We start from the raw sequence: 24,236 nt of genomic DNA, 5'->3' as shown, positions 1-24,236 counted from the left end.
AGCAAAAGAGCAAGCTCTTCTCTGTTACCGTTCGACTTGCATGTGTTAGGCCTGCCGCTAGCGTTCATCCTGAGCCAGGATCAAACTCTTCATCGTTAAATTTTAAGTCTTACGACTATGTCTTTAACAACTAATAGGAATTATTCTAGTACTCTAAATGATTTATTCTCTTGTTTGAAAATAGCCGTTTCCAACTATCTTCTTACGCTGTCAATTCAATATGTTAATGAACTTTTCTTTACTTTTACTTAACATTGTTTCGCTAAGCGGGTGCAAATATAAAACCCTTTTTTCATTCTCACAAACTTAATTTGAAAAAATATTATTTATTTTTTCAAAGCTAAATTTATCTGGAAATGAACGTCTGAAACTTGACTTGTTGTCTTTGTTTCGGGGTGCAAAAATAGAACCCTTTTTCATTCCTACAACACAATTATGCTTTTTATTTTCACTTTTATTTTAAAACCTTAATTTCGTGCAATTTAACAATCTTAAAAAGTTGCTGTTTTGTTCTAGCTGATAGCAAACACTAGTCTTTAATGCTAAAAAACGGCTTTTAATAGCACAAGATCTTTTTAAATTACAACTGTATTAGCGGTAGAAGCGGCATCCTTTTTTACTTCTATATATAATGACAAGATAAGAACATAGTATATGAGATTAGTATATTCTACTCTAAAGAAACTTAGTAAAAAAGATATAGCGGATGACGCGACACTTTTGCTACTAAAAAGCAAAAGTGAAATACCCTAAAAAAACAATGCAATATTTATAGAAACTTCACTTTGTCTATTCCTTATATAGATATATCTTTGTAGACTAAAATTTATACTATATATAATGATACAAATTACTTTACCAGATGGTTCTGTTAGATCTTTTGAAAAAGATGTAACACCTTATGAAGTGGCTGTAGATATTAGCGAGGGATTTGCTCGCAACGTTATCTCTGCAAAATTCAATGACACAACTGTTGAAACTACCACTCCATTGACCACCGATGGTAATCTTACTTTATATACGTTTAGAGATGATGATGGTAAAAAAGCATTCTGGCATTCTTCTGCCCATGTTTTAGCACAAGCTCTAGAAGAATTATACCCTAATGTAAAGCTTTGGGTTGGTCCTGCTGTTGAGAATGGCTTTTATTATGATGTTGACTTAGGGGAAGGTTCTATTTCTGAGAAAGATTTTAAAACAATTGAGAACAAAATGATTGAAATTGCTAGAGGCAAGCACGACTTTAAAATGCGTGATGTTTCTAAAGCAGAAGCTCTCTCCTATTATAAAGGTAAAAACGATTACAAAGTTGACTTAATTGAAAACCTTGAAGACGGCACTATTAGTTTTTGTGATCATTCTAGTTTCACTGATCTTTGTCGTGGTGGCCATATTCCTAATACAGGAATTATTAAAGCTGTCAAAATTTTAAGTGTTGCTGGAGCCTATTATAAAGGTGACGAAAAGAATAAGCAATTAACAAGAGTTTATGGTATTTCTTTTCCAAAGCAAAAAGAATTAACAGAATACCTACATCTTTTAGAGGAAGCTAAAAAAAGAGATCATAGGAAATTAGGTAAAGAATTAGAGTTGTTTACTTTTTCTCAAAAGGTCGGTCAAGGTTTACCACTTTGGTTACCAAAGGGTGCCGCTCTTAGAGAACGTTTAGAGAATTTCTTAAAAGCAGCTCAAAAGAAAGCGGGTTATGAAATGGTAGTTACACCACATATTGGACAAAAGGAGCTTTATGTCACTTCTGGTCATTATGCAAAATATGGAGAAGACAGTTTCCAACCTATTACAACTCCTTCTGAAGGTGAAGAGTTCCTATTAAAACCAATGAACTGTCCTCATCATTGTGAAATTTATAACGCTAAACCATTTTCATATAAAGAACTTCCAAAACGCTATGCCGAATTTGGAACTGTATACAGATATGAACAAAGTGGCGAGTTACATGGTTTAACAAGAGTTAGAGGGTTTACTCAAGATGATGCTCATATTTTCTGTACTCCTGATCAATTGGACAAAGAGTTTAAGGATGTTATAGACTTAGTATTATATGTTTTTGGGTCTTTAGGTTTTGAAAACTTTACAGCTCAAGTTTCATTAAGAGATCCAGAAAATCCTGAAAAATATATTGGAAGTGATGAAAACTGGCAAAAAGCGGAAGAAGCAATTTTAAACGCAGCAAAAGACAAAGGTTTAAATTATGTTGTTGAAACAGGTGAAGCTGCCTTTTATGGTCCAAAGTTAGACTTTATGGTCAAAGATGCTTTAGGAAGACAATGGCAATTAGGAACAATACAAGTAGATTATAACTTACCTGAGCGTTTCGATTTATCTTATAAAGGTAGTGATAATGAGATGCACAGACCGGTTATGATTCATCGTGCGCCTTTTGGAAGTATGGAGCGTTTTATAGCTATATTACTAGAACATACGGGAGGAAACTTCCCACTTTGGTTAATGCCAGAGCAGGTAATTATACTCTCAATAAGCGAGAAATATGAAAAATACGCCGAAAAAGTTTTAATTTCGCTAGAAAATGACGAAATTCGCGCCCTCACAGACAACAGAAATGAAACTGTAGGTAAGAAAATTCGCGAAGCTGAAATGCAAAAGTTTCCTTATATGATTATCGTCGGTGAGCAAGAAGAAAAGGATAATACAATAACTGTGCGCCAACATGGAGGTGAAGACCTTGGCACAATTAGTGTAGAAGACTTTAAAGAAATAGTAAAAGATAGAATTAGTAAAAGTTTAAAAACTTTTAAATAATATTAAGTTTAATTTAAAATACAGAAGCCATAGCAATACGTAGAAACAGAAAGAATTTTACAAGACGTGTATCTCAAGAAGATAAACACCGTATAAATTCTAAAATCAGATCTGAAGAAGTAAGATTAGTCGGAGATAATGTCGAAATAGGTGTTTATCCTATTAAACAGGCTTTATCCATAGCCGACGAACAAGGTTTAGATCTTGTAGAGATATCGCCAAATGCGAAACCTCCTGTTTGTAAAGTTATGGATTATAAAAAATTCCTTTACGAACAGAAGAAAAGAGAAAAAGCATTAAAGTCTAAAGCGACTAAAGTCGTTGTTAAAGAAATTCGTTTTGGTCCTCAAACAGATGACCATGATTATGAATTCAAAAAGAAACATGCTGAAAAGTTCTTAAAAGATGGAGCGAAGTTAAAAGCGTTCGTATTCTTTAAAGGACGATCTATTGTCTTTAAAGAGCAAGGTCAAATTTTATTATTAAAGTTGGCACAAGATCTTGAGGAATATGGGAAGGTAGAACAAATGCCTAAACTTGAAGGAAAGCGAATGATTATGTTCATCGCACCTAAAAAGAATTAAATAAAAAATCACTATAGCTAAAACTATAAGTGTATTTAAGATAATAAGCGAAACGTAAATTAAAAAGAGGAGAAAATGCCTAAAATGAAAACAAAATCGAGTGCTAAGAAACGTTTCAAACTAACTGGCACTGGTAAGATTAAAAGAAAGCATGCGTTTAAGAGTCACATATTGACAAAAAAATCTAAAAAACGTAAGCTAAAATTGACTCATGATGGTTTAGTACATAAAGCAGATGAGGACAATATTAAAACAATGTTACGTTTAAAGTAATACGGTTTTAATCGGTTAAAACAAATTATAAACCCTGGAGTTAGGCAAAATTATTTAGCAAGTGTCGATTTAGACCGCCTACTACAAAAACAATTAAAGAAATGCCAAGATCAGTAAATTCAGTAGCAAAAAGAGCCCGAAGAAAAAAGGTTCTTAAGCAAGCAAAAGGTTACTTCGGAAGACGTAAAAACGTTTGGACAGTAGCAAAAAATGCGGTTGACAAAGCGATGCAATATTCGTACAGAGACCGTAGAGTAAAAAAGAGAACATTCCGTTCGTTATGGATTATGCGTATTAACGCAGGTGCAAGACAGCATGGAATGAGCTATTCAAAATTTATGGGAGGATTAAAATCTAATAATATCGAATTGAACCGTAAGGTACTTGCCGATTTAGCAATGAATCACCCAGAAGCTTTTGAAGCTATAGTAAACAAAGTAAAGTAGGCTTTTAGCCAAATTAATAACAACATTTCGCTTATAAAATCCGATTCATTTATTTGAATCGGATTTTTTTATGTCTAATTATTAAAAACTAAACTGTTTACATAAGCGCATATGCATACAAAATTCCTTTTTTATTTTTAACTTACGCTTTAATTAAAATCAATTCCATGAAACGTATTCAGTTTATCGCAACCCTTATTCTACTCGTTACTTTTAATACGTATAGTCATAGTCAAGATAAAGAAAAACCCAAACCTTGGGATGTATCTAACCCCGAAGGTAACTGGAATTTTAAAGACCTAAAACTTTCAACCAATGAAGGGACTTGGATGAATTTGGATATAAGTCCTGATGGGAAATCTATTGTCTTTGATTTATTAGGCGATATCTACATCATGAACAGCAATGGTGGTAAAGCAAAAATACTAAGAGAAGGTTTGCCCTTTGAAATTCAACCACGATTTAGCCCTGATGGCAAACAGATTTCATTTACTAGTGATGCTGGTGGTGGTGACAATATATGGGTCATGAATACTGACGGTTCTGATGCTAAGCAAATCACAAAAGAAAATTTCAGATTATTAAACAATGCTATTTGGACACCGGATGGAGATTATCTTATTGCCCGAAAGCATTTTACCTCTGGGCGTTCTTTAGGAGCTGGAGAACTATGGCTATATCATAAAACTGGCGGTAGCGGTTTACAGCTTACTAAAAAGAAGAATGACCAACAAGATGTTAACGAACCAACTATCTCTCCAGATGGGAAGTATTTATACTACAGTGAAGATGTTTATCCTGGTGGCTTTTTTCAATACAACAAAGACCCAAACAGTCAAATCTATGTGATCAATCGCTATGATATGAAAACGGGTAAAACGACAAGAATCACCGGTGGTCCAGGTGGTGCTGCACGTCCTCAAATTTCCAGAGATGGAAAAAAACTAGCTTTTGTAAAACGTATTCGTACCAAATCTGTTTTATATATTCATGATTTAGAAACAGGAGAAGAATGGCCTGTTTATGATCAACTTAATAAAGATCAGCAAGAAGCATGGGCTATTTTTGGTGTCTATACCAACTTTAATTGGATGCCTAATAATGAAGACATCGTAATTTGGTCTGGCGGAAAAATTAATAAAATCAATATCAATTCGCTTAACGTATCCGACATTCCGTTTGAAGCTAACGCTACTATTAAGATTGCTAAAGCAGTTGAATTTGAGACTCCTGTAGCACCAGATACTTTTGACGCTAAAGTGATTCGTCATGCGACCACGTCTCCTGATGGAAAATCAATTGTCTTTAATGCCCTTGGTTATTTGTACACACAAAAATTACCAAATGGAAAAGCTAAACGGTTAACGAAAGGCACCGATTTTGAATTTGAACCATCCTTTTCACCTGATGGAAATACCATTACTTATGTAACTTGGAATGATCAAAACTTAGGTGCTATTTATTCAATTCCTTCAACTGGTGGTACTGCCACAAAACTGACTTCAGAAAAAGGCATTTATAGAAATCCGTCGTATTCACATAGCGGTAAACATATTGTCTACAGAAAAGAAGGAGGAAACAACGAACAAGGTCGAACATTTTCAAAAAAGCCAGGTTTGTATTTGATGAATAGTGATGGGACAAACACCAAATTTGTAACCAAAGAAGGAGATTTCCCAATGTTTAATGCCGATGATACACGAATTATTTACCAAAATGGCGGACAATTTTTTGGGGCTTTAACTAAAGAATTGAAAAGTGTTGATCTTAATGGTTTTGATGAACGCACACTCGTAAAATCAAAACATGGTAATATTTTGGTACCAAGTCCTGATAGTAACTGGATTGCTTTTGTTCATTTACATAAAGTGTATTTAGCACCAATGCCTAAGTCTGGACATACTTTAGACTTAACTGATAAAAGCAAATATGTTCCAATTACGCAGCTTTCTAAAGATGCAGGGATTAATCTTCATTGGTCTAAAGACAGCAAAACATTACATTGGACATTAGGCAACCAGTATTTTTCAGTTAAAGCTTCTGAAGATGCTAAACTTGTTGAAAAAGGTATAAAAATAAATTTAGAAGCTAAAACCGATAAACCTTCAGGAAGAATTGCTTTAAAAGGAGCGCGACTGATTACTATGGAAGGTGATGAAGTCATAGAAAATGGCACCATCGTTATTAATAGCAATATCATTGAATCTATTGGAAATACTTCAGACATCACAATTCCTTCCGATGCAAAAGTCTATGATGTTTCAGGAAAAACAATAATGCCAGGCATGGTGGATGCGCATGCACATATTGGTGGCTTCAGATACGGATTAACCACACAAAAACACTGGCAATTTTATGCTAATTTAGCTTATGGAGTGACGACGTCTCATGATCCATCTGCGCATTCTGAAACTATTTTTGCGCTTTCGGAATTACAAAAAACCGGAGAACTTGTTGGGCCACGTCTCTACTCTACAGGATTTATTCTTTATGGAGCTGATGGAGATTTTAAAGCGGTTATCAATAATCTTGAAGATGCGCGTTCATCTATTAGAAGAACCAAAGCTTTCGGTGCCTTATCGGTTAAGAGTTATAACCAACCAAGACGCGAGCAACGACAACAAGTATTACAAGCCGCTAGAGAGGAAGGCATCTTTGTTGTTCCAGAAGGAGGCTCAACATTTTACCATAATATCACTATGGTAATGGATGGCCATACTGGTGTAGAACACAATATTCCTGTGGCACCTGTTTATAAAGATGTTTTAGAACTTTGGGGAAATAGTAATGTGGGTTATACACCAACACTTATTGTAAATTATGGAGGTATGAATAGTGAAGTCTATTGGTACCAAAAAACTAATGTTTGGGAAAATGAAAAGCTTTTAAAGTATACTCCAAGAGGTATTATCGATTCACGTTCTAGGCATCGTGTTATGGTTCCGGATGAAGAATATGAGAACGGCCATATTTTGGTTTCTAAAACCACCAAAGCACTTAGTGATGCTGGTGTAAAAGTTAACCTTGGTGCACATGGTCAGTTACAAGGCCTTGGAGCGCACTGGGAGTTATGGTCACTTCAACAAGGAGGCATGGCCAATCATGACGTCTTAAAAGCTGCCACTATAAATGGAGCTAATTATATAGGTGCAGGTAATGATATTGGTTCGCTGAAAAAAGGAAAATTAGCCGATTTAATTGTGATGAATAAAAACCCCTTAGAAGACATTAGAAATTCTGAAAGTATTATTTACACCATGATTAATGGTCGATTATACGACACTGAAACTATGAATGAAATTGGAAATCACCCAAAGGAACGTACCAAATTCTATTGGGAAAACAATAAATATAACCAAGCGTTTCCGTGGCATGAGGAATCGCAAAGTTTTACACGAGAAACCTGCGGTTGCCATATAGGCGCTCATTAAAAACAAAAACCGATTCTATTGTGAATCGGTTTTTTATTTTATTTAATTTGAATACAATATGAAGGACGTTAAAATGGTAGTTACAGATATGGATGGTACTTTACTAAACTCTAATCACGATGTGAGTTCCAAATTCTTTGAGCTATTTAAAGACTTAAAACAACAAAATATCCAATTTGTTGCGGCAAGTGGACGGCCTTATTATAGCATTGTGAAAAAACTTCAACCTATAAAAAATGATATTATAATCGTAGCAGAAAATGGTGGTTTAGTTATTCAAAATCAAAACGTACTGCTTTCTAATCAGCTAAATCCAAATAGAGTATTAGAACTTTATACCTTGGTTTCAACTATTGCAGACACCTACCCTATTTTCTGTACGCAACATCAAGCTTTTATTCTTAGGGCTTCAGATGATTTGGTAAAGACTTTTTCTGAATATTACTCAGATTATACCATTATTGATTCCTTTGAAGACATCACAAATGATGTCATTAAAATAGCATTGTATCACACCACAAATTCTGAAAAACATATATTTCCCTTTGTGAAACACCTAAAACCAGAACTCAATGTTGTGGTTTCAGGAAATCATTGGGTCGATATTTCTGAAGCTATTACTAATAAAGGAAATGCGCTAAGCTTTCTACAAAAACAACTCAATATTACTCCTTCTGAAACTATGGTCTTTGGAGATTATAATAATGATTTAGAAATGTTGACATGCGCCAAATATAGTTATGCGATGGCAAATGCACATCCTAATGTTAAAAATGTGGCTAATTTTGAAACAGCATCTAATGATAATAATGGTGTAGAATTAGTTTTAGAACAACTAATTACCGAAAGCCGTAAGCACTAATTGCCTACCGCCTGCTCTATTTCTATGCTCACAGAGATAAATACCTTGCCAAATCCCGAGATTTAATTGACCATTTGTGATAGGAATTTGAATAGAAGTTCCCATTAACGATGCTTTTATATGGGCAGGCATATCATCAGAACCTTCATAAGTATGTTGGTAATAAGCCTGATTTTCTGGAACAATTTTATTGATATGGCTTTCAAAATCTAATCTTACCGTTGGATCTGCGTTTTCGTTTATCGTTAAACTCGCTGATGTATGTTTCATAAAGACTTGCAATTGCCCTATATTAATTTGTTTTAGTTCTGGAATTGCTCGTAAAATATCTGATGTAATCAGATGGAAGCCTCGTGAAAACGCTTGTAGTTTTATTTCTTTTTGAAAAAAATTCATATGGCTATAACATTTTTTTATTTAGATTCCTCTGTAATTTCATCAATAGCAGATTTAAATTCTTTCCAACTGATAAGGTCATCACCATCTTTATCGTAGCCTTCGATTAATTTTGAAGAGACCATACCACGAATAAATCCGGTAATTTCAGCATCCTTTAATAGTTTTACGATTTCAGCTTTATTGAGTTTTCCATCACCATCCTTATCAAAAAAAGCAAAAGCATCTTCTGGTGTTTCAAAGTGATTAGTAATTAAGATTTGAATTTTGTGGAGTATGGTTTCTTTTGATAACATTTGTTTTGAGAGTTTTATTAAATAAGTAATACTACACGTTTAAGTTAATAAAAAAAGGTCACTTTAAAGCGACCTTATAGTTAATGATTATAGTTCTAACGTTTTGATTATCCTTATTAAAATTAAAAGTATTTAATATTGATTCACTAAATAAATTTTATATTATGTTTTCTGCTTTTTCTTTTTAGCTGCAGGAAACAATACATTATTCAATATCAATCGGTATCCTGGAGATGTAGGATGTAAATCTAATTCTGTTTTTGGGTCACCTACACGATGTGTATAATCTTCGGGATCGTGACCACCGTAAAAAGTGAAGAAACCTTTTCCTTTAATACCATGTATATATTTAGCCTCACCGTTGGTTCTATTTTCTCCCATTACCAAAACATTAGATTTAATTTGGTCTCTAGTAAACGATGTAGTTTGTCCCATAAACCCTTTGACCAAAGCAGTATGATTTTGAGTTAACATTGTAGGGATTGGGTCCCATTTTGCAGAATACTCCATTAAAGAAAAATAATCTGTTGTCTTAGGGATTTTACGTTTCTGAGTCATATCTATTGACGAAAACTCATACACATTAGGACTACGTTCTAAAATATAATCTTTAAAAGCAAAGGTCTTACTAAAGTCAATTTTATTTTGATAGCCAGGATCACTCCCATCGCCATCAAACATCGGTTCACAAATATCTACTCCTTCTGCAGAAAGCGCAATATCAAAACTATCTGTTGCAGAACACATGGCAAACATAAATCCACCTCCAACAACATAATCTCTAATTTTAAGTGCTACAGCCAATTTAGCCTCAGACACTTTATCGTAGCCTAACTTTGTGGCTAATTCTTCGGCTTCTTTTTTATCTTCAATGTACCATGCTGCTGAGCGGTAAGCTCTATAAAATTTTCCATATTGCCCTGTAAAATCTTCATGATGTAAATGCAACCAATCGTAAAGTAATAATTCATCGTTTAAAACTTCTTCATCGTAAATGGTTTCGTAAGGAATTTCAGCATAAGTTAACACCATAGTCACCGCATCATCCCAAGGTTTTAAACCTTTTGGTGTATAAACTGCTATTTTAGGTGCTTTTTCTAACACAATAGCTTCTTGATTTACTGCAGGACTTGCAATATCTTCTAATATTTGAGCTGCTTTTGCATCTGAAATCACTTCAAAAGACACGCCTCTAATTTGGCATTCTCGTTGAATAATTTCGGCATCAGGTAATAAAAACGAACCTCCTCTATAATTAAGTAACCATTTTACCTTAAGCTCTCGTTCTAGTGTCCAATAAGTAACACCATAAGCTTTAAGATGATTATTTTGTGTTTCGGCATCCATAGGAATAAGGATATAGGATGCGTAAGCATTTATACTTAAAAATAAAGTAAAGATGATAAGAAATAGATTTTTCAAGTTCATAAATTTAGAACGGAATATAACCAAATTTTAGTCTGTTTAAGTCTTATTTAATAATCTTTTAAGACCTATTGAGTTGAATAAAATCTGAACAATGAATTTCTTTAAAAAAAACACATTTGAATTTAATCTAGCTGAGTCTCATTACCAGAAAGTAAACTCGCAATGACCTTAGTCCCTTCAAACTGCTCTAAGATAATTTTAATAAAAACGGTAATAGGAATAGCCATAATTAAGCCTGGAATGCCCCAAAGAAATCCCCAAAACATCAGCATTACCAATACTGCAATGACATTTATAGAGAAGGATTTTCCCATAAAAATGGGCTCCAAAATGGCACCAAAAGTCACTTGAACCATAGAAATAGCGAAGATAAAAAAGAACAGAGTACTCGTTGGATCCAATTCTACAAACGCAAAAATAGATAATAGAATTACAGAAATAAAAGAGCCTACCATCTGAACAAAATTAATAGCAAAAGCAAATAATCCCCAGAAAATAGGAAAACTCACATCAAAAAACACACACATTAATCCTGTAAACAAACCGGTTAAAGCACTAACTAAAACTTTTACCTTAATAAATTTAATAAGGTCTTTTTCTATTTTCATAAACGTTTTAATAGAAGTATGCTTTTGTTTTAATAGTGTATTATTAAGTAATTTATGAACGTTTATTGATTCTGCCAACCACAATACCACGAAGAATACTGTCATTAATAAAGCTGTTAGAAACGAATTTACAAATCCGAGAGTAGACCCTAGATTTTCTTTTTCAAATAATTGACCAATAAGTCCGTGTTCTTGTTCAATTTCTATTCCGAAGTTATCAAATAGATAGACTTTGAGATCTGCAATTTTTAATTCGGCTTTTGATAAAAATTCGGTATTGTTAGCTAATATTTGTTTGCTAGATAATTGCACCAGTTCTATACCTATTTTAAGACCAATAGAAACGAGTAATAAAACGATAATGATACTAACAATTTTTGGTACTTTTCTACGTCCTAACCATCGCATTAATGGTAGAAATAGCAAAGCTATAAACATTGAAAAAATCAATGGAATAAAAATAAAAGACAGAATCTTTAGTAAGTAAAACACTAAAGGAATTACAATAATTAACAACAAAATGTTTGTTGTACGTCTTTGGTCTAACATGAGGCAATTTGATTTTATCTAAAGCATACAAAGATAGGATAAAAAATAGTGCTCAAATACATAAAAAGCTGTTAAAAAGGTACACCATCATCTTCTGGTCCTCCAAAAGCATCCGAAGGAGATGGGAAATTATCAGGAGTAAATGTATTATCATTAGCAGCTTCATTCATTTTAGAATGAAATTCACCAAATGGTGTATCAAAATCATCTAAATTATCGAACTTACCTAAGTGACCAATAAATTTCAATCTGATGTTTTCTAAACCACCATTTCTGTGTTTAGCAACAATAAATTCACCTTGTCCTTCGGTTGGCGAGCGCTCTTCATCATCCCATTCATCAATCTTATAATATTCTGGTCTGTATATAAACGATACAATATCTGCATCTTGCTCAATCGCTCCAGATTCACGTAAATCGGATAATAAAGGTCTTTTACTTCCTCCACGCGTTTCTACAGCACGTGATAACTGAGATAAGGCAATAACAGGAACACTTAATTCTTTTGCTAAAGCTTTTAAGTTACGGGAAATCATCGAAATTTCTTGTTCACGATTACCTCCTTTTTGGCTTCCTCCTGCTGTCATTAATTGCAAATAGTCAATCATAATCATCTTAATACCGTATTGAGATGCCAAACGACGTGCTTTTGCTCTTAAATCGAAAATTGAAAGTGAAGGGGTATCATCTATAAATAAAGGGGCTTGTTCTAAGGTCTTAACTTTAACGTTAAGTTGCTCCCATTCGTGTTTTTCTAACTTACCTGTTCTTAATTTTTCTGAAGACAAACCTGTTTCACTCGAAATTAAACGTGTAATTAGCTGTACTGAAGACATCTCTAAAGAAAAGAAAGCCACAGGAGTATTACTATTTACAGCCACATTACGAGCCATGGTTAGTGTAAATGCTGTTTTACCCATACCAGGACGTGCAGCTACAATTACTAAATCACTAGGTTGCCAACCAGACGTTAACTTATCTAATTTATCAAAACCAGAAGGAATTCCACTCATACCTTCTTTATTTGAGATCTCTTCAATTTTCTTTTTGGCTTGAATAACTAAACTCTGAGCAGATTCTGTAGATTTTTTAACGTTACCTTGAGTCACCTCATATAATTTGGCTTCAGCGGTATCTAAAAGATCGAAAACGTCTCTGGTTTCGTCGTAAGCTTCTTCTATAATTTCATTTGAAATTTTGATTAAACTTCGTTGAATGTATTTTTGAAGAATAATACGTGCATGAAACTCAATGTGAGCAGAAGAAGACACACGTTGTGTTAATGAAATAAGATAAAAATCACCACCAATCAAATCTAATTTTTGGTCCTTCTTTAATTGGCTAGAAACGGTTAATAAGTCGACTGGCTCACTATTCTCAAATAATTTAAAAATAGCCTCAAAGATATGCTTGTGCGCCTCTTTATAAAAAGCGTCTGGGCTTAAGATGTCAATTACTTCATCTACACCTTTTTTATCAATCATCATTGCTCCGAGCACAACTTCTTCTAAATCAGGTGCTTGAGGCGGTATTTTTCCTTTTTCTAAGTTAATAATTGTGCTTTTATCAACTTTATAGCCTTGTACTGGATTGGGTTGTTTCATAAGTAACAAAAGTAGTCAAATAGTATTGACGATCTGATTATAAGTGGTTTTCAATCTTAACAGTTAGTTAACAATCTAACTGTTAATAACTCTATTTTATTGTTAATAGCGCCAAAAAAAACCGAAGCTTAAACTTCAGTTTTTTTTAGTTTCCTATGTTTAATGGATTCAGTCTTTATAGACTCCCATAGCATCGTATTTTGCCATACGTTGATTCACTAAATCTTTTGGTGATAAGTTTTTAAGCTCTTCATAAGATTTAATAATAGCATCTTTTACGGCAGAAAAAGTCTTATCTCTATCAGTATGTGCTCCACCAAGTGGTTCTTTAATAATAGAATCGACAAGCTTCATACGTTTCATATCTTTTGCTGTTAGTTTTAAGGCCTCTGCAGCTTGTTCTTTATATTCCCAACTTCTCCATAGAATTGAAGAACAAGATTCGGGTGAAATAACAGAATACCATGTGTTTTCTAACATCATTACACGGTCACCTACACCAATACCTAGAGCTCCACCAGAAGCTCCTTCGCCTATAATAATAGTAATAATTGGGACTTTAAGACGTGCCATTTCTAGAATGTTTCTCGCAATAGCCTCTCCTTGTCCTCGCTCCTCTGCTTCTAAACCTGGATAAGCACCTGGCGTATCGATTAAAGTAACGACAGGAATTCCGAATTTTTCGGCAGATTTCATAAGTCGTAATGCTTTACGATAGCCTTCAGGATTAGACATTCCGAAATTACGATACTGTCTGGTTTTGGTATTAAATCCTTTTTGTTGGCCAATAAACATATACGATTGGTCGCCAATTTTACCTAAACCACCAATCATGGCCTTATCGTCCTTTACATTTCTATCGCCATGTAGTTCTAAAAACGTATCTCCACAGAGTGCTTTTATATGATCTAATGTATAAGGTCTGTTTGGGTGCCTAGACAGCTGAACACGTTGCCAAGCTGTAAGATTTTTATAGATATTCTTTTTAGTTTCAGCTAACTTTTTATCTATCTGTTTACAGGTTTCAGTAACATCTACATCACTTTCTTTTCCTATAATCTGACATTTATCTAGCTGCTCTTCTAATTCTTTTATCGGTAATTCAAACTCTAAATATTCCATACAATTTGAAGTTGTTTTTTGTTTCGTTAGTTTACAAACCTACGGCTTCTAAATTTATTTCTAATCACTAAATTTACAGTAAGTTTTCTTATTGCGGATACAAAAATACAGATTATATAAGAAAATATAAAGACTTTAATCTGTTATACTTTTAGTTTGCCTTTCCTAATCTTGTAATTTTTAAAAACTGCATCAAATAAAACTGTGATTAACACAAGAATAGCTCCTATATAAAATTGAGGAGACATCTTTTCTGTTTCTGGAAATAAAAATAAAGCTATTGCAATTCCGTATAGCGGTTCTAAGTTATAACTTAAAATAACCGTAAATGGACTTATATAACGCATTACATCTACAGAACCAATAAATGCATATGCTGTACAGATAGATGCTAAAATGAATAAATACATCCAATCTGAATTTGATAATGTAAAGAACTCTGCATTGAATGTTTTACCTGACAATAAAATAAAAACTGTTAAAAAAAGTACGCCACTTATAAACTCGTAAAACGAAATAACTGTGGCATTATGTTTCTCAATAAAACGACCATTTATAACTGCAAATAAAGTAGAAAATAAAGCTGAAAACAGTCCCAAAATAATGCCGTTAACATAACCCATCTCGCTACTAGTGATTAAAACCACTCCCAATACTACTATAATACCAAAGATAATTTCGTAGCCTAAAATACGTCGTTTAAAAAATAAAGGCTCAATGAACGAAGCAAAAAAGGCACCTGAAGAAAACATTGCCAAAGCTATAGAAACGTTAGCTTGATTGATAGCTTCAAAAAAGGTAATCCAATGTAAAGCGATAATAACTCCAGCTGCAGAAAATTGTAAAAATGTAAGTCTAGAAATTTTAACATCTAACCGAATAATTTTGATGTAGATAAACATTAAAATTCCAGCGATAGCCATTCTGTACCATACGAGTTCTAGCGCTCCAATAGTAATTAACTCACCTAATATAGCGGTAAATCCAGCAATTATGACTAGAAAATGTAAATGTAAATAATGCTTAAGTTTAGCGTTTGGCATTTTGCAGCAGATATATAGCTAAAATACCAAATATAACATTAGGAAACCATACAGCTACTAAAGCCGAAAAATTAGACTGCTCTGCCATAACTCCAAAAACCTTATCAAAAAAGACATAAATCATAGCAATAGCAATACCAACAGCAAGATTAACTCCCATACCTCCGCGTCGTTTTACAGAAGATACGGCAACAGCAATAATTGTAAGAATAAATATAGAAACAGGAATACTCCATTTTCTTAATTTCACTACTTCATAACGGCCAATATTAGGAGAGCCTCGTCTTTTTTCTGCAGCAATAAACTTAAGTAAATCCCCATACGATTTTGTTTCTGCGGCATACTGAACAGGAGTCAAATCTTCGAGTTCAAATGGTAAATCCAGTTGTTTTCTATTTTCTCTTTCTACTGTTTCTATACCATTGTTAAAAGAACGCTTCATATAGTTGGTAAGCTGATATGTACTATCTTCTTCTGTGTAGCGAATATTACTTGCGAAAATTTTATACTTCATTTCATTGCCTTCAAAATGTTCGTAGGTAAAATTCTGACCCGATTTATTTCTTGGTATAAAGTTACTCACATAGATATAATCATTGTCATTAATTTGTTGATAGACATCTCTTGTTTGCTGTACTTTCCGATTCTTTCTTAAATATTTAAATTTAAATTCATTAAACCCTTGGCTGGCTATTGGAGCTAAATACATCCCTAAAAACAGAGCAAAGCTAGCAACAATTGTAGCTCCAATTATATAAGGTCTTAAAAAGCGTGAAAACGAAACCCCTGAACTTAGAAAAGCAACGATTTCTGTATTATTAGCTAGTTTGGATGTAAACCAAATAACAGATAGAAATAAAAATAAAGGAAATAGAAGGTTTGCAAAATAAACCGTAAAATCTAAATAATAATATGCGACTTCTCCAAAAGGCACATCATTTTCTAACATTTTACCTACTTTTTCGGCCAAATCTACTGTAATTCCAATAGGAACAAACAGCAATAGCATCATGAGAAATGTAAGCAAATATCGTTTTAATATGTACCAGTCTAGAATTTTCAATTTTGTTATTTCGTCTTTAATTGTTTCGTTTTACTTATGCTTTTTTAGTTTCAAATACTACAAACGGTTATCCATTTGTTTTACCATTTTATCTTTCCATGTTCTAAAGTCTCCTGCAATAATATGTTTTCTGGCTTCTCTAGTTAACCAAAGGTAAAATCCAAGATTATGAATGGTTGCAATTTGTTTCCCTAATAATTCATTAACAGAAAATAAGTGTCTTAAATACGCTTTACTATACTCTGTATCTACAAATGTAATACCCATTTCATCTATTGGCGAAAAATCATCAGCCCATTTTAGATTCTTAATATTAATAGAACCATGAGCCGTAAACAACATGCCGTTTCTAGCATTTCGTGTTGGCATTACACAATCAAACATATCTACACCTAACGCTATATTTTCTAATATATTGATTGGCGTTCCAACTCCCATTAAATAGCGTGGTTTATCTTCAGGTAAAATGCTACACACGACATCTGTCATGGCATACATTTCTTCTGCAGGTTCTCCCACAGAAAGTCCACCAATAGCATTCCCTTCTGCACCAGCATTCGCAATATATTCTGCAGATTGTTGTCTTAAATCTTTATAAGTACTTCCCTGAACAATCGGAAAAAATGTTTGTTCATAATCATATTTAAAAGGGGTCTTTTTTAGATGTGTTAAACAACGCTCTAACCAACGATGCGTCATATGCATAGAACGTTTAGCATAGTTATAATCACACGGATAAGGTGTACACTCATCAAAAGCCATAATAATATCGGCACCAATACTTCGCTGTACTTCCATCACATTTTCTGGCGTAAACACATGGTAGCTACCATCAATATGAGATTTAAACTTTACACCTTCTTCTTTAATCTTTCTATTAGAAGACATGGAATATACTTGGTAACCTCCAGAATCTGTTAAAATATTACGATCCCAATTCATAAATTTATGCAAACCTCCAGCTTGTTCTAAAATTGGAGTTTGAGGTCTTAAATAAAGGTGATAGGTATTTCCTAGAATAATATCTGGGTTAATATCATTTTTCAATTCTCTTTGATGCACTCCCTTAACCGAAGCCACTGTGCCTACTGGCATAAAAATAGGAGTTTCTATAGTGCCGTGATCTGTTGTAATAGATCCTGCTCTTGCTTTAGTTTCTTTATCGTTTGCTACTCTTGTAAATTTCATGTGTATGTACTTATTATTTTTCAGTGGACACATGTTGTTTACTATTAATCATTTGTTTAACCAATAATAATTTTAGCATGTTTGTTTCCCGAATTGTAAGTCAGATGGCAAATATAAATAACTCAAAAACATTACTTCTTAATAAAATCCAAATAATCAATTAAAATTGTTAGCAAATCATACAATTCGTTAATAAGTGCACCTTTTCAACTTTTGAAAACCCTTAGTAAAAAGTTACTTTTGTAGCATAAAACTTAAGCAATATAACATGCCAAACATTAAAGAATTAACTGATTTAACTACTCAAGTTCGTAGAGATATTTTACGAATGGTACACAAAGTAAACTCTGGCCATCCAGGAGGATCATTAGGTTGTGCCGAATTTTTTGTTTCTCTATACCAAGAGCTCATGGAAACTAAAGATGGTTTTGACATGGACGGAATTGGAGAAGATTTATTTTTTCTTTCCAACGGACATATTTCACCTGTATACTATAGTGTATTGGCAAGGTCTGGCTATTTCCCTGTTGAAGAATTAAATACGTTTAGACTTATAGATTCGCGTTTACAAGGGCATCCAACTACACATGAAGGGCTACCAGGCATCAGAATTGCATCTGGTTCTTTAGGACAAGGCATGTCTGTAGCACTTGGTGCAGCACAAGCAAAGAAATTAAACAATGATAATCACTTAGTATATAGTCTTCATGGTGATGGTGAACTTCAAGAGGGTCAAAACTGGGAAGCCATAATGTATGCTTCGGCTAAAAAAGTGGACAATCTAATTTCTACAATAGATTTAAACCAACAACAAATTGATGGTTCTACAGATGACGTTTTACCAATGGGCAGTCTAAGAGCTAAATTTGAAGCTTTTGGTTGGACCGTTTTAGATATTGAAAAAGGTAACGACATTGAAGCTGTTATAAAAGGTATGAAAGAGGCTAAATCCTTAACAGGAAAAGGGAAACCTGTTTGTGTTTTATTACACACAGTTATGGGTAATGGCGTTGATTTTATGATGCATACACACGCTTGGCATGGTAAAGCACCAAACGATGAGCAACTAGCTAATGGTTTAGCTCAAAACCCTGAAACTTTAGGAGATTACTAAAAAAAGTCTAATTAAACAGATACCCATTTTTATGGGCATTATTATGAAAACATATACATACACAGAAAAAAAAGATACAAGAAGTGGTTTTGGTGCTGGTTTAGCAGAACTTGGAAGAACCAATCCTAATGTTGTAGCACTTTGTGCTGATTTAATTGGATCTTTAAAAATGGACGAATTCATTAAAGAAAATCCAGAACGTTTTTTCCAAATTGGAATAGCAGAAGCTAACATGATGGGAATTGCTGCTGGTTTAACCATTGGTGGAAAAATCCCTTTTACAGGAACTTTTGCTAATTTCTCTACAGGTCGCGTTTATGATCAAATTCGTCAATCTATTGCTTACTCAGGTAAAAATGTAAAAATTTGTGCATCGCACGCTGGTTTAACTCTAGGTGAAGATGGAGCGACACATCAAATTTTAGAAGATATTGGATTAATGAAAATGTTACCTGGAATGGTGGTTATTAATCCATGTGATTACAATCAAACCAAAGCAGCAACTATAGCTATTGCAGACTATGATGGTCCTGTATATTTAAGATTTGGTCGTCCGTCTGTTCCAATTTTTACTCCTGCAGATCAGAAATTTGAAATTGGTAAAGCTATTAAATTTACTGAAGGTACAGATGTAACTATAGTTGCAACTGGGCATTTGGTTTGGGAAGCTCTAGAAGCATCAAAAGCATTACATGAAGCTGGTATTTCTGCCGAAGTGATAAACATTCACACAATAAAACCTTTAGATGATAAAGCTATTTTAGACTCTGTGGCTAAAACAGGTTGTATTGTTACTGCCGAAGAGCACAATTATCTTGGTGGTTTAGGAGAAAGTGTTGCTAGAGTTTTAGCACAACATCATCCAACACCTCAAGAATTTGTAGCTACAAACGATACTTTTGGTGAATCGGGTACTCCAGCGCAACTCATGGAAAAATATGGATTGAATAGTGATGCCATTCAAAATGCTGTTAAAAAAGTATTGAAAAGAAAATAACTTCATTTTGGCAACGTTTTTGATATTACACATGTTTAATCTTAAAAACGAACATTATGAAACATTTGAAAAAATCGGTTACCCTAACTGTAATTTTAGCTTTTATTGGATTTAGCATTAATGCACAAAATGAAAGTTTATTTGGTTTTAAAGGAGGTTTAAATTACAGTGCTAACGGAGATTATTTTGAATCTATTGGTGATAATGCCAAAAACCCTGATCGCAACGTAGGCTATCATATTGGTGTTTTTGGAAAAATAGGAAACAAGCTTTATTTAAGACCTGAGTTGGTTTATACAGCAACAAAAAGTGACTATAATAGCAATGTGTTTTCGGTTAAAAAAATTGATGCTCCGGTATTAGTTGGTATTAAAGTGCTAGGCCCATTGAGTGTATTTGCAGGACCTTCGTTTCAATACATATTAGACACCGAATTTGAAGGTATTTCTATTGACAACGTTAATGATGATTTTTCTGTAGGATTAAATTTTGGAATTGGAGTTAACTTCAATAAAATAGGTATAGATCTTAGATACGAAAGAGGATTTAATACTAACGAAGCAACTTTTATAAACAACAATATTGGAGCTGGTGCAGTAAGTAGAATTGATACAAGACCAGATCAATTAATTCTAAGTTTATCTATAGGATTATAAACTTAATGAAATAAAAAAGCCGCTCAATAAATGAGCGGCTTTTTTTTACTTTTTACTGAACTAAATTTCTTTAAAAATTATTGTTCGTTATAATTAATTTCAATTGTTGCGTCTAAATAATCTGGAATACCATCATTATTAGAATCTGCAATAGTTACTGTGTTAATTGTAATTACACCATCATTAACAGATCTACTACGTTCAAACTCATTTGCCGCTAAAACTGGCTCAACTTCTCCCATATTTGTATCTACAGTATATGTTGTTGGAATCAATTCATCTATTGTTAAAACACTATCACCATCATCATTATTATCAATAAAATTAGAAAACGAATCTTCGTCCGTATTATCATCTTCTACGTCTAAATCTCCATCTAAGTCTTCTATATAAGATGGAATTCCATCATTATCATGATCTACAACTTCATATTGAAGTAATTCAAACTTAAAAATAAGATTATCATAAGTAGAACCTGTGGTAATAGCAGAAAAATAAGCTAAACCAGAAGGTATAAACATTACACCTAATCCAAAATCAGTATAGTTAACAACACCATCTACTAAACCATCTACAAAACCTGCTTTAAATGTAGGTAAAACAAGTTGCCATGCCTTTATTGTCCCAGCAACTGTAAAACCATCCGACTGCAAGTTTAATTCTATTGGTGTAGCTGAAGATTCAAAAACTTCTTCCTCTCCTCCTGCTTCTTCATTTACAGAGCTTCCTTCATATCTTACACGCAAAGCATCTGTAAATTTAGGTGCACCACCACCTCCTTGATTTAAACTTAAAACATAATATTTGTACTCTGTTTCAAAATAAGTTACTGTACGTGTTTCTACAACATCCATAAGAACGGTTTCGTTGTCTGGATTTACATGATTTCCGTTAACATCTAAAGGTAATTCTGAAATTATGATGTCCGAATATTTATGATTTGAACCAGTCTCAAAAAAGCTAGAATTGTAATAATGTGTTTCAAGATAATTTACAATAGCAGCATCATCTATAACCTGTTGTTCTGTTCTATCTGCAATGACAATAGCTGTTCCTGTATCGTCATCACTACTACAAGAGATAAAGACTGTTATTAGAGTGAATAAAAAAAGGGTAATTTTTAAAGTTTTAATTTTCATAGAAATATATATTGTTCATGTTTAACCATCAGTAAGTTAACACACAAAATTCATTATTGCATATTTTTAAGGCGCAAGATACAATAATATAATATTTTTGTACTACAACATTAACGTAGTTTTTAGTAAATTAAGATATGCGAATTGACAAATATTTATGGTGCGTGAGATATTACAAAACACGAAGTATTGCGACAAAAGCTTGTAAAAAAGGACAAGTAAAAGTTAATGGCGTAGCAATAAAACCATCTAGAGAAGTTTTTCCAACAGATAAAATAGAACTTAGAAAGGATCAAATTATATATCAGCTTACCGTTAATGATTTACCTCCCAATCGTGTAGGAGCTAAATTAGTTGACCTATACAGAACAGATACAACACCAAAGTCTGCTTTTGAAGCTAAAGAGCTTTTAAAATATAGTAAAGACTACTACAGAAAGAAAGGTGTAGGACGTCCTACTAAAAAAGACAGACGCGATATTGATGATTTTTATAACGAAGAAGAAGAATAACTTACTCTTTTTTTAACATGGATAACTTAAACAAAAATTACTGGGAAAATAGATATACCAACAACCAAATTGGTTGGAATATTGGCGCCATCTCTACTCCGCTTAAAACTTACATTGATCAATTAAAGGATAAATCATTAAAAATTCTAATTCCTGGTGCTGGTAATAGTTATGAAGCCGAATATTTATGGAATAAGGGCTTTAAAAATGTTTATGTTTTGGATTTTGCTCAACAGCCTTTAGATAATTTAAAAAATCGCGTTCCTAAATTTCCTCAAGACCAACTTTTAAATGCTGACTTTTTTACATTAAGTAACAACTTTGATCTTATTATTGAACAAACCTTTTTTTGTGCACTAAACCCAATCTTAAGACAACAGTATGTTGAACAGATGCATCACTTATTAAAACCTAAGGGAAAACTTGTTGGCTTATTATTTAATTTTGAATTAACGGAGGAAGGACCTCCTTTTGGCGGAAATAAAGCTGAATATAAATCACTTTTTAAGAATAAGTTTAAAATAAAAATTCTAGAACCATCAATTAATTCTATAAAAGAAAGACAAGGTAAAGAACTGTTTTTTATCTTTGAAAGCCTTTAAGAGGCATTTGACTTACCTTAATTACAGTCAACTTAAATTGTTAAGCTACAAATTGTCGCTTATTGTAATTTTTAAATCTTGTAAAGAGCAGCTATGGCACTAACTAAAAACACCATTTTAAGTCATAAAGAAATAGAGCATAAAATAAAACGAATTGCTTATCAAATTTATGAAAGTAATGCCAATGAGACAGAACTCATTATTGCAGGTATTGAGAACAATGGTTATCTATTAGCAAAGAAAATAAAATCTAATTTAGATAAAATCTCTGATATAGAATCTACCTTATGCAAAGTCACCATAAATAAAGCGGTACCAACAGAACCTATTAAAACATCTATTAGTAAGGAAAGTTACACCAATAAATCGTTGGTATTAATTGATGATGTATTAAACTCTGGTAGCACTTTAATATATGGCATTAAACACTTTTTAGATGTGCCACTCAAACAGTTTAAAACTGCTGTTTTGGTTAATCGAAATCATAAAAAATATCCTGTTAAGGCCGACTTTAAAGGTATTTCACTTTCTACATCTTTATTTGAACATGTTCATGTAAATTTATCTAAACAACCTTACGAGGCCTATTTAGATTAAGTAAACTAAAAGTTCTTCTAAAACTTCCTGAGGGGTTTTATGGTCTGTATTTAACGTGTATTGCGCCTGACTGTAATAATGTGAACGCTCAAATAAATGTTTGCCAATAAACTCCATTAAATCATCTTCAGAATTTATGCTACTTATTAAGGGTCTATTTTCGCGTTCTAAGAATAATCGGGTTGTTAATAGAGGAATTGAAAGCTTTAAATAAAACGACTTCAAATTAGGGTGCTCTACCATAAGTTTCATGTTTTCTCCATAACAAGGTGTACCTCCACCTAATCCTAGCACAAGGTTTTTAGAAGAATTTAAAATTTCGGTTAAATATTCCGTTTCCTTTTTTCTAAAATAAATCTCTCCCTTTGTTTTAAATATTTCGGAAATCGATTTATCTTCTTTATCAGAAATGTACGCATCTAAATCTAAAAAACTGTACTTCAAATCCGTAGCCAATTCCTTACCAATAGTTGATTTTCCCGATCCCATATATCCTATTAAAACTATAATCATAACACTTATAAATTGATTATTAAACCCATAGGTTTGTTCACAACAAAAAAACAAAAAAAAAATTTAAAAAAGTGTTGTTAAATTAAAGAAAGCTTATATATTTGCACCCTCGTTAGAGAAAAACATTATGACTAGTTAGCTCAGTTGGCAGAGCATCTCCCTTTTAAGGAGAGGGTCCTGGGTTCGAGCCCCAGACTGGTCACTAAAAAAAGGTTAAGCGTAATGCTTAACTTTTTTTTTTGGTCTAAACGTAACTCACACTTTAAGATAAGCGATTATTTAGAAAATAAACTAACAAAAAAAATAGTTAAAACATGGATCAAGATCAAAAGTTGTGTTTAAGCAAAGATTGTAGTTAATCTAAACAGAAAGAATTCCACATTCTTGACCCCTCTAAACTGTGCCCTGAACGCTTTTATTTTAGCATTGAAA

At 33.1% G+C, this 24,236-nt stretch carries 23 protein-coding genes, 1 tRNA gene and 1 rRNA gene; 13 read left to right on the top strand and 12 right to left on the bottom strand.

Features of this window, described 5'->3' with window-relative positions; translation table 11 throughout:
• A 16S ribosomal RNA gene (locus VDP25_RS16810) occupies positions 1–96 on the bottom strand; the annotation flags it as partial.
• Between the two features lie 744 nt (positions 97–840).
• On the opposite strand from VDP25_RS16810, the gene thrS reads away from it, so the two are divergent.
• The 6 genes from thrS to VDP25_RS16780 all read left to right on the top strand — a co-directional run bounded on the left by thrS (position 841) and on the right by VDP25_RS16780 (position 8,377).
• Positions 841–2,781 (top strand): threonine--tRNA ligase, encoded by a 1,941-nt coding sequence (thrS, locus tag VDP25_RS16805; RefSeq protein ID WP_215925144.1) that lies wholly within the window; start codon positions 841–843, stop codon positions 2,779–2,781.
• A gap of 35 nt (positions 2,782–2,816) precedes the next feature.
• Positions 2,817–3,365 (top strand): translation initiation factor IF-3, encoded by a 549-nt coding sequence (gene infC / locus VDP25_RS16800; RefSeq protein ID WP_215925523.1) that lies wholly within the window; start codon positions 2,817–2,819, stop codon positions 3,363–3,365.
• 75 nt (positions 3,366–3,440) lie between these two features.
• Entirely contained in the window at positions 3,441–3,638 is a 198-nt protein-coding gene (gene rpmI / locus VDP25_RS16795) for a 50S ribosomal protein L35 (protein ID WP_215925145.1), read from the top strand.
• 101 nt (positions 3,639–3,739) lie between these two features.
• Positions 3,740–4,084 carry a 50S ribosomal protein L20 gene (rplT, locus tag VDP25_RS16790; protein WP_215925146.1) on the top strand — a complete coding sequence of 115 codons (345 nt, stop codon included), beginning with the start codon at positions 3,740–3,742 and terminating at the stop codon, positions 4,082–4,084.
• 167 nt (positions 4,085–4,251) lie between these two features.
• Complete coding sequence (locus VDP25_RS16785; RefSeq protein WP_334471680.1) at positions 4,252–7,515, top strand: amidohydrolase family protein; 3,264 nt, start codon at positions 4,252–4,254, stop codon at positions 7,513–7,515.
• A gap of 58 nt (positions 7,516–7,573) precedes the next feature.
• Positions 7,574–8,377, top strand: coding sequence for an HAD family hydrolase (locus VDP25_RS16780; protein WP_334471679.1), 804 nt, complete (start codon positions 7,574–7,576; stop codon positions 8,375–8,377).
• Here the strand turns inward: VDP25_RS16780 and VDP25_RS16775 are convergent.
• The 9 genes from VDP25_RS16775 to tgt all read right to left on the bottom strand — a co-directional run bounded on the left by VDP25_RS16775 (position 8,351) and on the right by tgt (position 17,674).
• Positions 8,351–8,773 carry a secondary thiamine-phosphate synthase enzyme YjbQ gene (locus VDP25_RS16775; RefSeq protein WP_334471677.1) on the bottom strand — a complete coding sequence of 141 codons (423 nt, stop codon included), beginning with the start codon at positions 8,771–8,773 and terminating at the stop codon, positions 8,351–8,353. The genes VDP25_RS16780 and VDP25_RS16775 overlap by 27 nt on opposite strands.
• Positions 8,774–8,790: 17 nt before the next feature.
• The gene (locus VDP25_RS16770; RefSeq protein WP_115818022.1) at positions 8,791–9,069 is read right to left on the bottom strand and encodes an EF-hand domain-containing protein; all 279 of its coding nucleotides are present in this window, start codon (positions 9,067–9,069) and stop codon (positions 8,791–8,793) included.
• A gap of 162 nt (positions 9,070–9,231) precedes the next feature.
• Positions 9,232–10,416 carry an asparagine synthetase B gene (locus tag VDP25_RS16765; RefSeq protein ID WP_334471685.1) on the bottom strand — a complete coding sequence of 395 codons (1,185 nt, stop codon included), beginning with the start codon at positions 10,414–10,416 and terminating at the stop codon, positions 9,232–9,234.
• Positions 10,417–10,619: 203 nt separating this feature from the next.
• A complete protein-coding gene (locus VDP25_RS16760; protein WP_215925151.1) occupies positions 10,620–11,654 on the bottom strand; it encodes an AI-2E family transporter in 1,035 nt (344 codons plus the stop codon).
• Positions 11,655–11,725: 71 nt separating this feature from the next.
• Positions 11,726–13,258, bottom strand: a complete 1,533-nt coding sequence (dnaB, locus tag VDP25_RS16755) for a replicative DNA helicase (protein ID WP_334471672.1) — start codon at positions 13,256–13,258, stop codon at positions 11,726–11,728.
• 168 nt (positions 13,259–13,426) lie between these two features.
• A complete protein-coding gene (locus tag VDP25_RS16750) occupies positions 13,427–14,380 on the bottom strand; it encodes an acetyl-CoA carboxylase carboxyltransferase subunit alpha (RefSeq protein WP_334471670.1) in 954 nt (317 codons plus the stop codon).
• Between the two features lie 143 nt (positions 14,381–14,523).
• Positions 14,524–15,423, bottom strand: coding sequence for a DMT family transporter (locus tag VDP25_RS16745; protein ID WP_334471668.1), 900 nt, complete (start codon positions 15,421–15,423; stop codon positions 14,524–14,526).
• Positions 15,410–16,432 carry an LptF/LptG family permease gene (locus VDP25_RS16740; RefSeq protein ID WP_252723629.1) on the bottom strand — a complete coding sequence of 341 codons (1,023 nt, stop codon included), beginning with the start codon at positions 16,430–16,432 and terminating at the stop codon, positions 15,410–15,412. The genes VDP25_RS16745 and VDP25_RS16740 overlap by 14 nt, the downstream gene beginning before the upstream one ends.
• Before the next feature lie 111 nt (positions 16,433–16,543).
• A complete protein-coding gene (gene tgt, locus VDP25_RS16735; protein WP_215925158.1) occupies positions 16,544–17,674 on the bottom strand; it encodes a tRNA guanosine(34) transglycosylase Tgt in 1,131 nt (376 codons plus the stop codon).
• 268 nt (positions 17,675–17,942) lie between these two features.
• Between tgt and VDP25_RS16730 the strand changes: the two genes are divergently transcribed.
• The 3 genes from VDP25_RS16730 to VDP25_RS16720 are packed head-to-tail and all read left to right on the top strand — an operon-like array spanning position 17,943 to position 20,441.
• A complete protein-coding gene (locus tag VDP25_RS16730) occupies positions 17,943–18,788 on the top strand; it encodes a transketolase (protein ID WP_334471665.1) in 846 nt (281 codons plus the stop codon).
• 43 nt (positions 18,789–18,831) lie between these two features.
• Positions 18,832–19,785: a transketolase family protein gene (locus VDP25_RS16725; RefSeq protein ID WP_215925160.1), complete on the top strand. Its 954-nt coding sequence runs from the start codon at positions 18,832–18,834 to the stop codon at positions 19,783–19,785.
• Between the two features lie 56 nt (positions 19,786–19,841).
• The gene (locus VDP25_RS16720; protein WP_215925161.1) at positions 19,842–20,441 is read left to right on the top strand and encodes an outer membrane beta-barrel protein; all 600 of its coding nucleotides are present in this window, start codon (positions 19,842–19,844) and stop codon (positions 20,439–20,441) included.
• A gap of 77 nt (positions 20,442–20,518) precedes the next feature.
• On the opposite strand, the gene VDP25_RS16715 is transcribed toward VDP25_RS16720, so the two are convergent.
• Positions 20,519–21,580, bottom strand: a complete 1,062-nt coding sequence (locus tag VDP25_RS16715; protein WP_334471664.1) for an FKBP-type peptidyl-prolyl cis-trans isomerase — start codon at positions 21,578–21,580, stop codon at positions 20,519–20,521.
• Between the two features lie 137 nt (positions 21,581–21,717).
• Between VDP25_RS16715 and VDP25_RS16710 the strand changes: the two genes are divergently transcribed.
• The 3 genes from VDP25_RS16710 (at position 21,718) to VDP25_RS16700 (ending at position 23,291) form a co-directional block, all read left to right on the top strand.
• A complete protein-coding gene (locus VDP25_RS16710) occupies positions 21,718–22,092 on the top strand; it encodes an RNA-binding S4 domain-containing protein (protein ID WP_334471663.1) in 375 nt (124 codons plus the stop codon).
• Between the two features lie 17 nt (positions 22,093–22,109).
• Entirely contained in the window at positions 22,110–22,694 is a 585-nt protein-coding gene (locus VDP25_RS16705) for a methyltransferase domain-containing protein (RefSeq protein ID WP_334471661.1), read from the top strand.
• Between the two features lie 93 nt (positions 22,695–22,787).
• Positions 22,788–23,291, top strand: coding sequence for a phosphoribosyltransferase family protein (locus VDP25_RS16700; protein ID WP_334471659.1), 504 nt, complete (start codon positions 22,788–22,790; stop codon positions 23,289–23,291).
• On the opposite strand, the gene VDP25_RS16695 is transcribed toward VDP25_RS16700, so the two are convergent.
• Positions 23,283–23,804, bottom strand: coding sequence for a shikimate kinase (locus VDP25_RS16695; RefSeq protein ID WP_334471657.1), 522 nt, complete (start codon positions 23,802–23,804; stop codon positions 23,283–23,285). The two genes, VDP25_RS16700 and VDP25_RS16695, sit on opposite strands and share 9 nt — an antisense overlap.
• A gap of 129 nt (positions 23,805–23,933) precedes the next feature.
• Between VDP25_RS16695 and VDP25_RS16690 the strand changes: the two genes are divergently transcribed.
• Positions 23,934–24,006 (top strand) — tRNA-Lys (locus tag VDP25_RS16690).
• Positions 24,007–24,236 lie beyond the last annotated feature (230 nt).

The organism is Winogradskyella sp. ECml5-4, from assembly GCF_036903175.1.
GTDB classification, from domain to species: Bacteria; Bacteroidota; Bacteroidia; order Flavobacteriales; family Flavobacteriaceae; genus Winogradskyella; species Winogradskyella damuponensis.
This window is presented reverse-complemented; position numbering and strand designations above follow the sequence as displayed.

Bases quoted from the DNA above. Each gene is read 5' to 3' on its own strand.
- thrS (WP_215925144.1), top strand. From the start codon at position 841: ATGATACAAATTACTTTACCAGATGGTTCTGTTAGATCTTTTGAAAAA.
- rpmI (WP_215925145.1), top strand. From the start codon at position 3,441: ATGCCTAAAATGAAAACAAAATCGAGTGCTAAGAAACGTTTCAAACTA.
- rplT (WP_215925146.1), top strand. From the start codon at position 3,740: ATGCCAAGATCAGTAAATTCAGTAGCAAAAAGAGCCCGAAGAAAAAAG.
- VDP25_RS16785 (WP_334471680.1), top strand. From the start codon at position 4,252: ATGAAACGTATTCAGTTTATCGCAACCCTTATTCTACTCGTTACTTTT.
- VDP25_RS16780 (WP_334471679.1), top strand. From the start codon at position 7,574: ATGAAGGACGTTAAAATGGTAGTTACAGATATGGATGGTACTTTACTA.
- VDP25_RS16775 (WP_334471677.1), bottom strand. From the start codon at position 8,773: ATGAATTTTTTTCAAAAAGAAATAAAACTACAAGCGTTTTCACGAGGC.
- VDP25_RS16770 (WP_115818022.1), bottom strand. From the start codon at position 9,069: ATGTTATCAAAAGAAACCATACTCCACAAAATTCAAATCTTAATTACT.
- VDP25_RS16765 (WP_334471685.1), bottom strand. From the start codon at position 10,416: ATGGATGCCGAAACACAAAATAATCATCTTAAAGCTTATGGTGTTACT.
- VDP25_RS16760 (WP_215925151.1), bottom strand. From the start codon at position 11,654: ATGTTAGACCAAAGACGTACAACAAACATTTTGTTGTTAATTATTGTA.
- dnaB (WP_334471672.1), bottom strand. From the start codon at position 13,258: ATGAAACAACCCAATCCAGTACAAGGCTATAAAGTTGATAAAAGCACA.
- VDP25_RS16750 (WP_334471670.1), bottom strand. From the start codon at position 14,380: ATGGAATATTTAGAGTTTGAATTACCGATAAAAGAATTAGAAGAGCAG.
- VDP25_RS16745 (WP_334471668.1), bottom strand. From the start codon at position 15,423: ATGCCAAACGCTAAACTTAAGCATTATTTACATTTACATTTTCTAGTC.
- VDP25_RS16740 (WP_252723629.1), bottom strand. From the start codon at position 16,432: ATGCTATTGCTGTTTGTTCCTATTGGAATTACAGTAGATTTGGCCGAA.
- tgt (WP_215925158.1), bottom strand. From the start codon at position 17,674: ATGAAATTTACAAGAGTAGCAAACGATAAAGAAACTAAAGCAAGAGCA.
- VDP25_RS16730 (WP_334471665.1), top strand. From the start codon at position 17,943: ATGCCAAACATTAAAGAATTAACTGATTTAACTACTCAAGTTCGTAGA.
- VDP25_RS16725 (WP_215925160.1), top strand. From the start codon at position 18,832: ATGAAAACATATACATACACAGAAAAAAAAGATACAAGAAGTGGTTTT.
- VDP25_RS16720 (WP_215925161.1), top strand. From the start codon at position 19,842: ATGAAACATTTGAAAAAATCGGTTACCCTAACTGTAATTTTAGCTTTT.
- VDP25_RS16715 (WP_334471664.1), bottom strand. From the start codon at position 21,580: ATGAAAATTAAAACTTTAAAAATTACCCTTTTTTTATTCACTCTAATA.
- VDP25_RS16710 (WP_334471663.1), top strand. From the start codon at position 21,718: ATGCGAATTGACAAATATTTATGGTGCGTGAGATATTACAAAACACGA.
- VDP25_RS16705 (WP_334471661.1), top strand. From the start codon at position 22,110: ATGGATAACTTAAACAAAAATTACTGGGAAAATAGATATACCAACAAC.
- VDP25_RS16700 (WP_334471659.1), top strand. From the start codon at position 22,788: ATGGCACTAACTAAAAACACCATTTTAAGTCATAAAGAAATAGAGCAT.
- VDP25_RS16695 (WP_334471657.1), bottom strand. From the start codon at position 23,804: ATGATTATAGTTTTAATAGGATATATGGGATCGGGAAAATCAACTATT.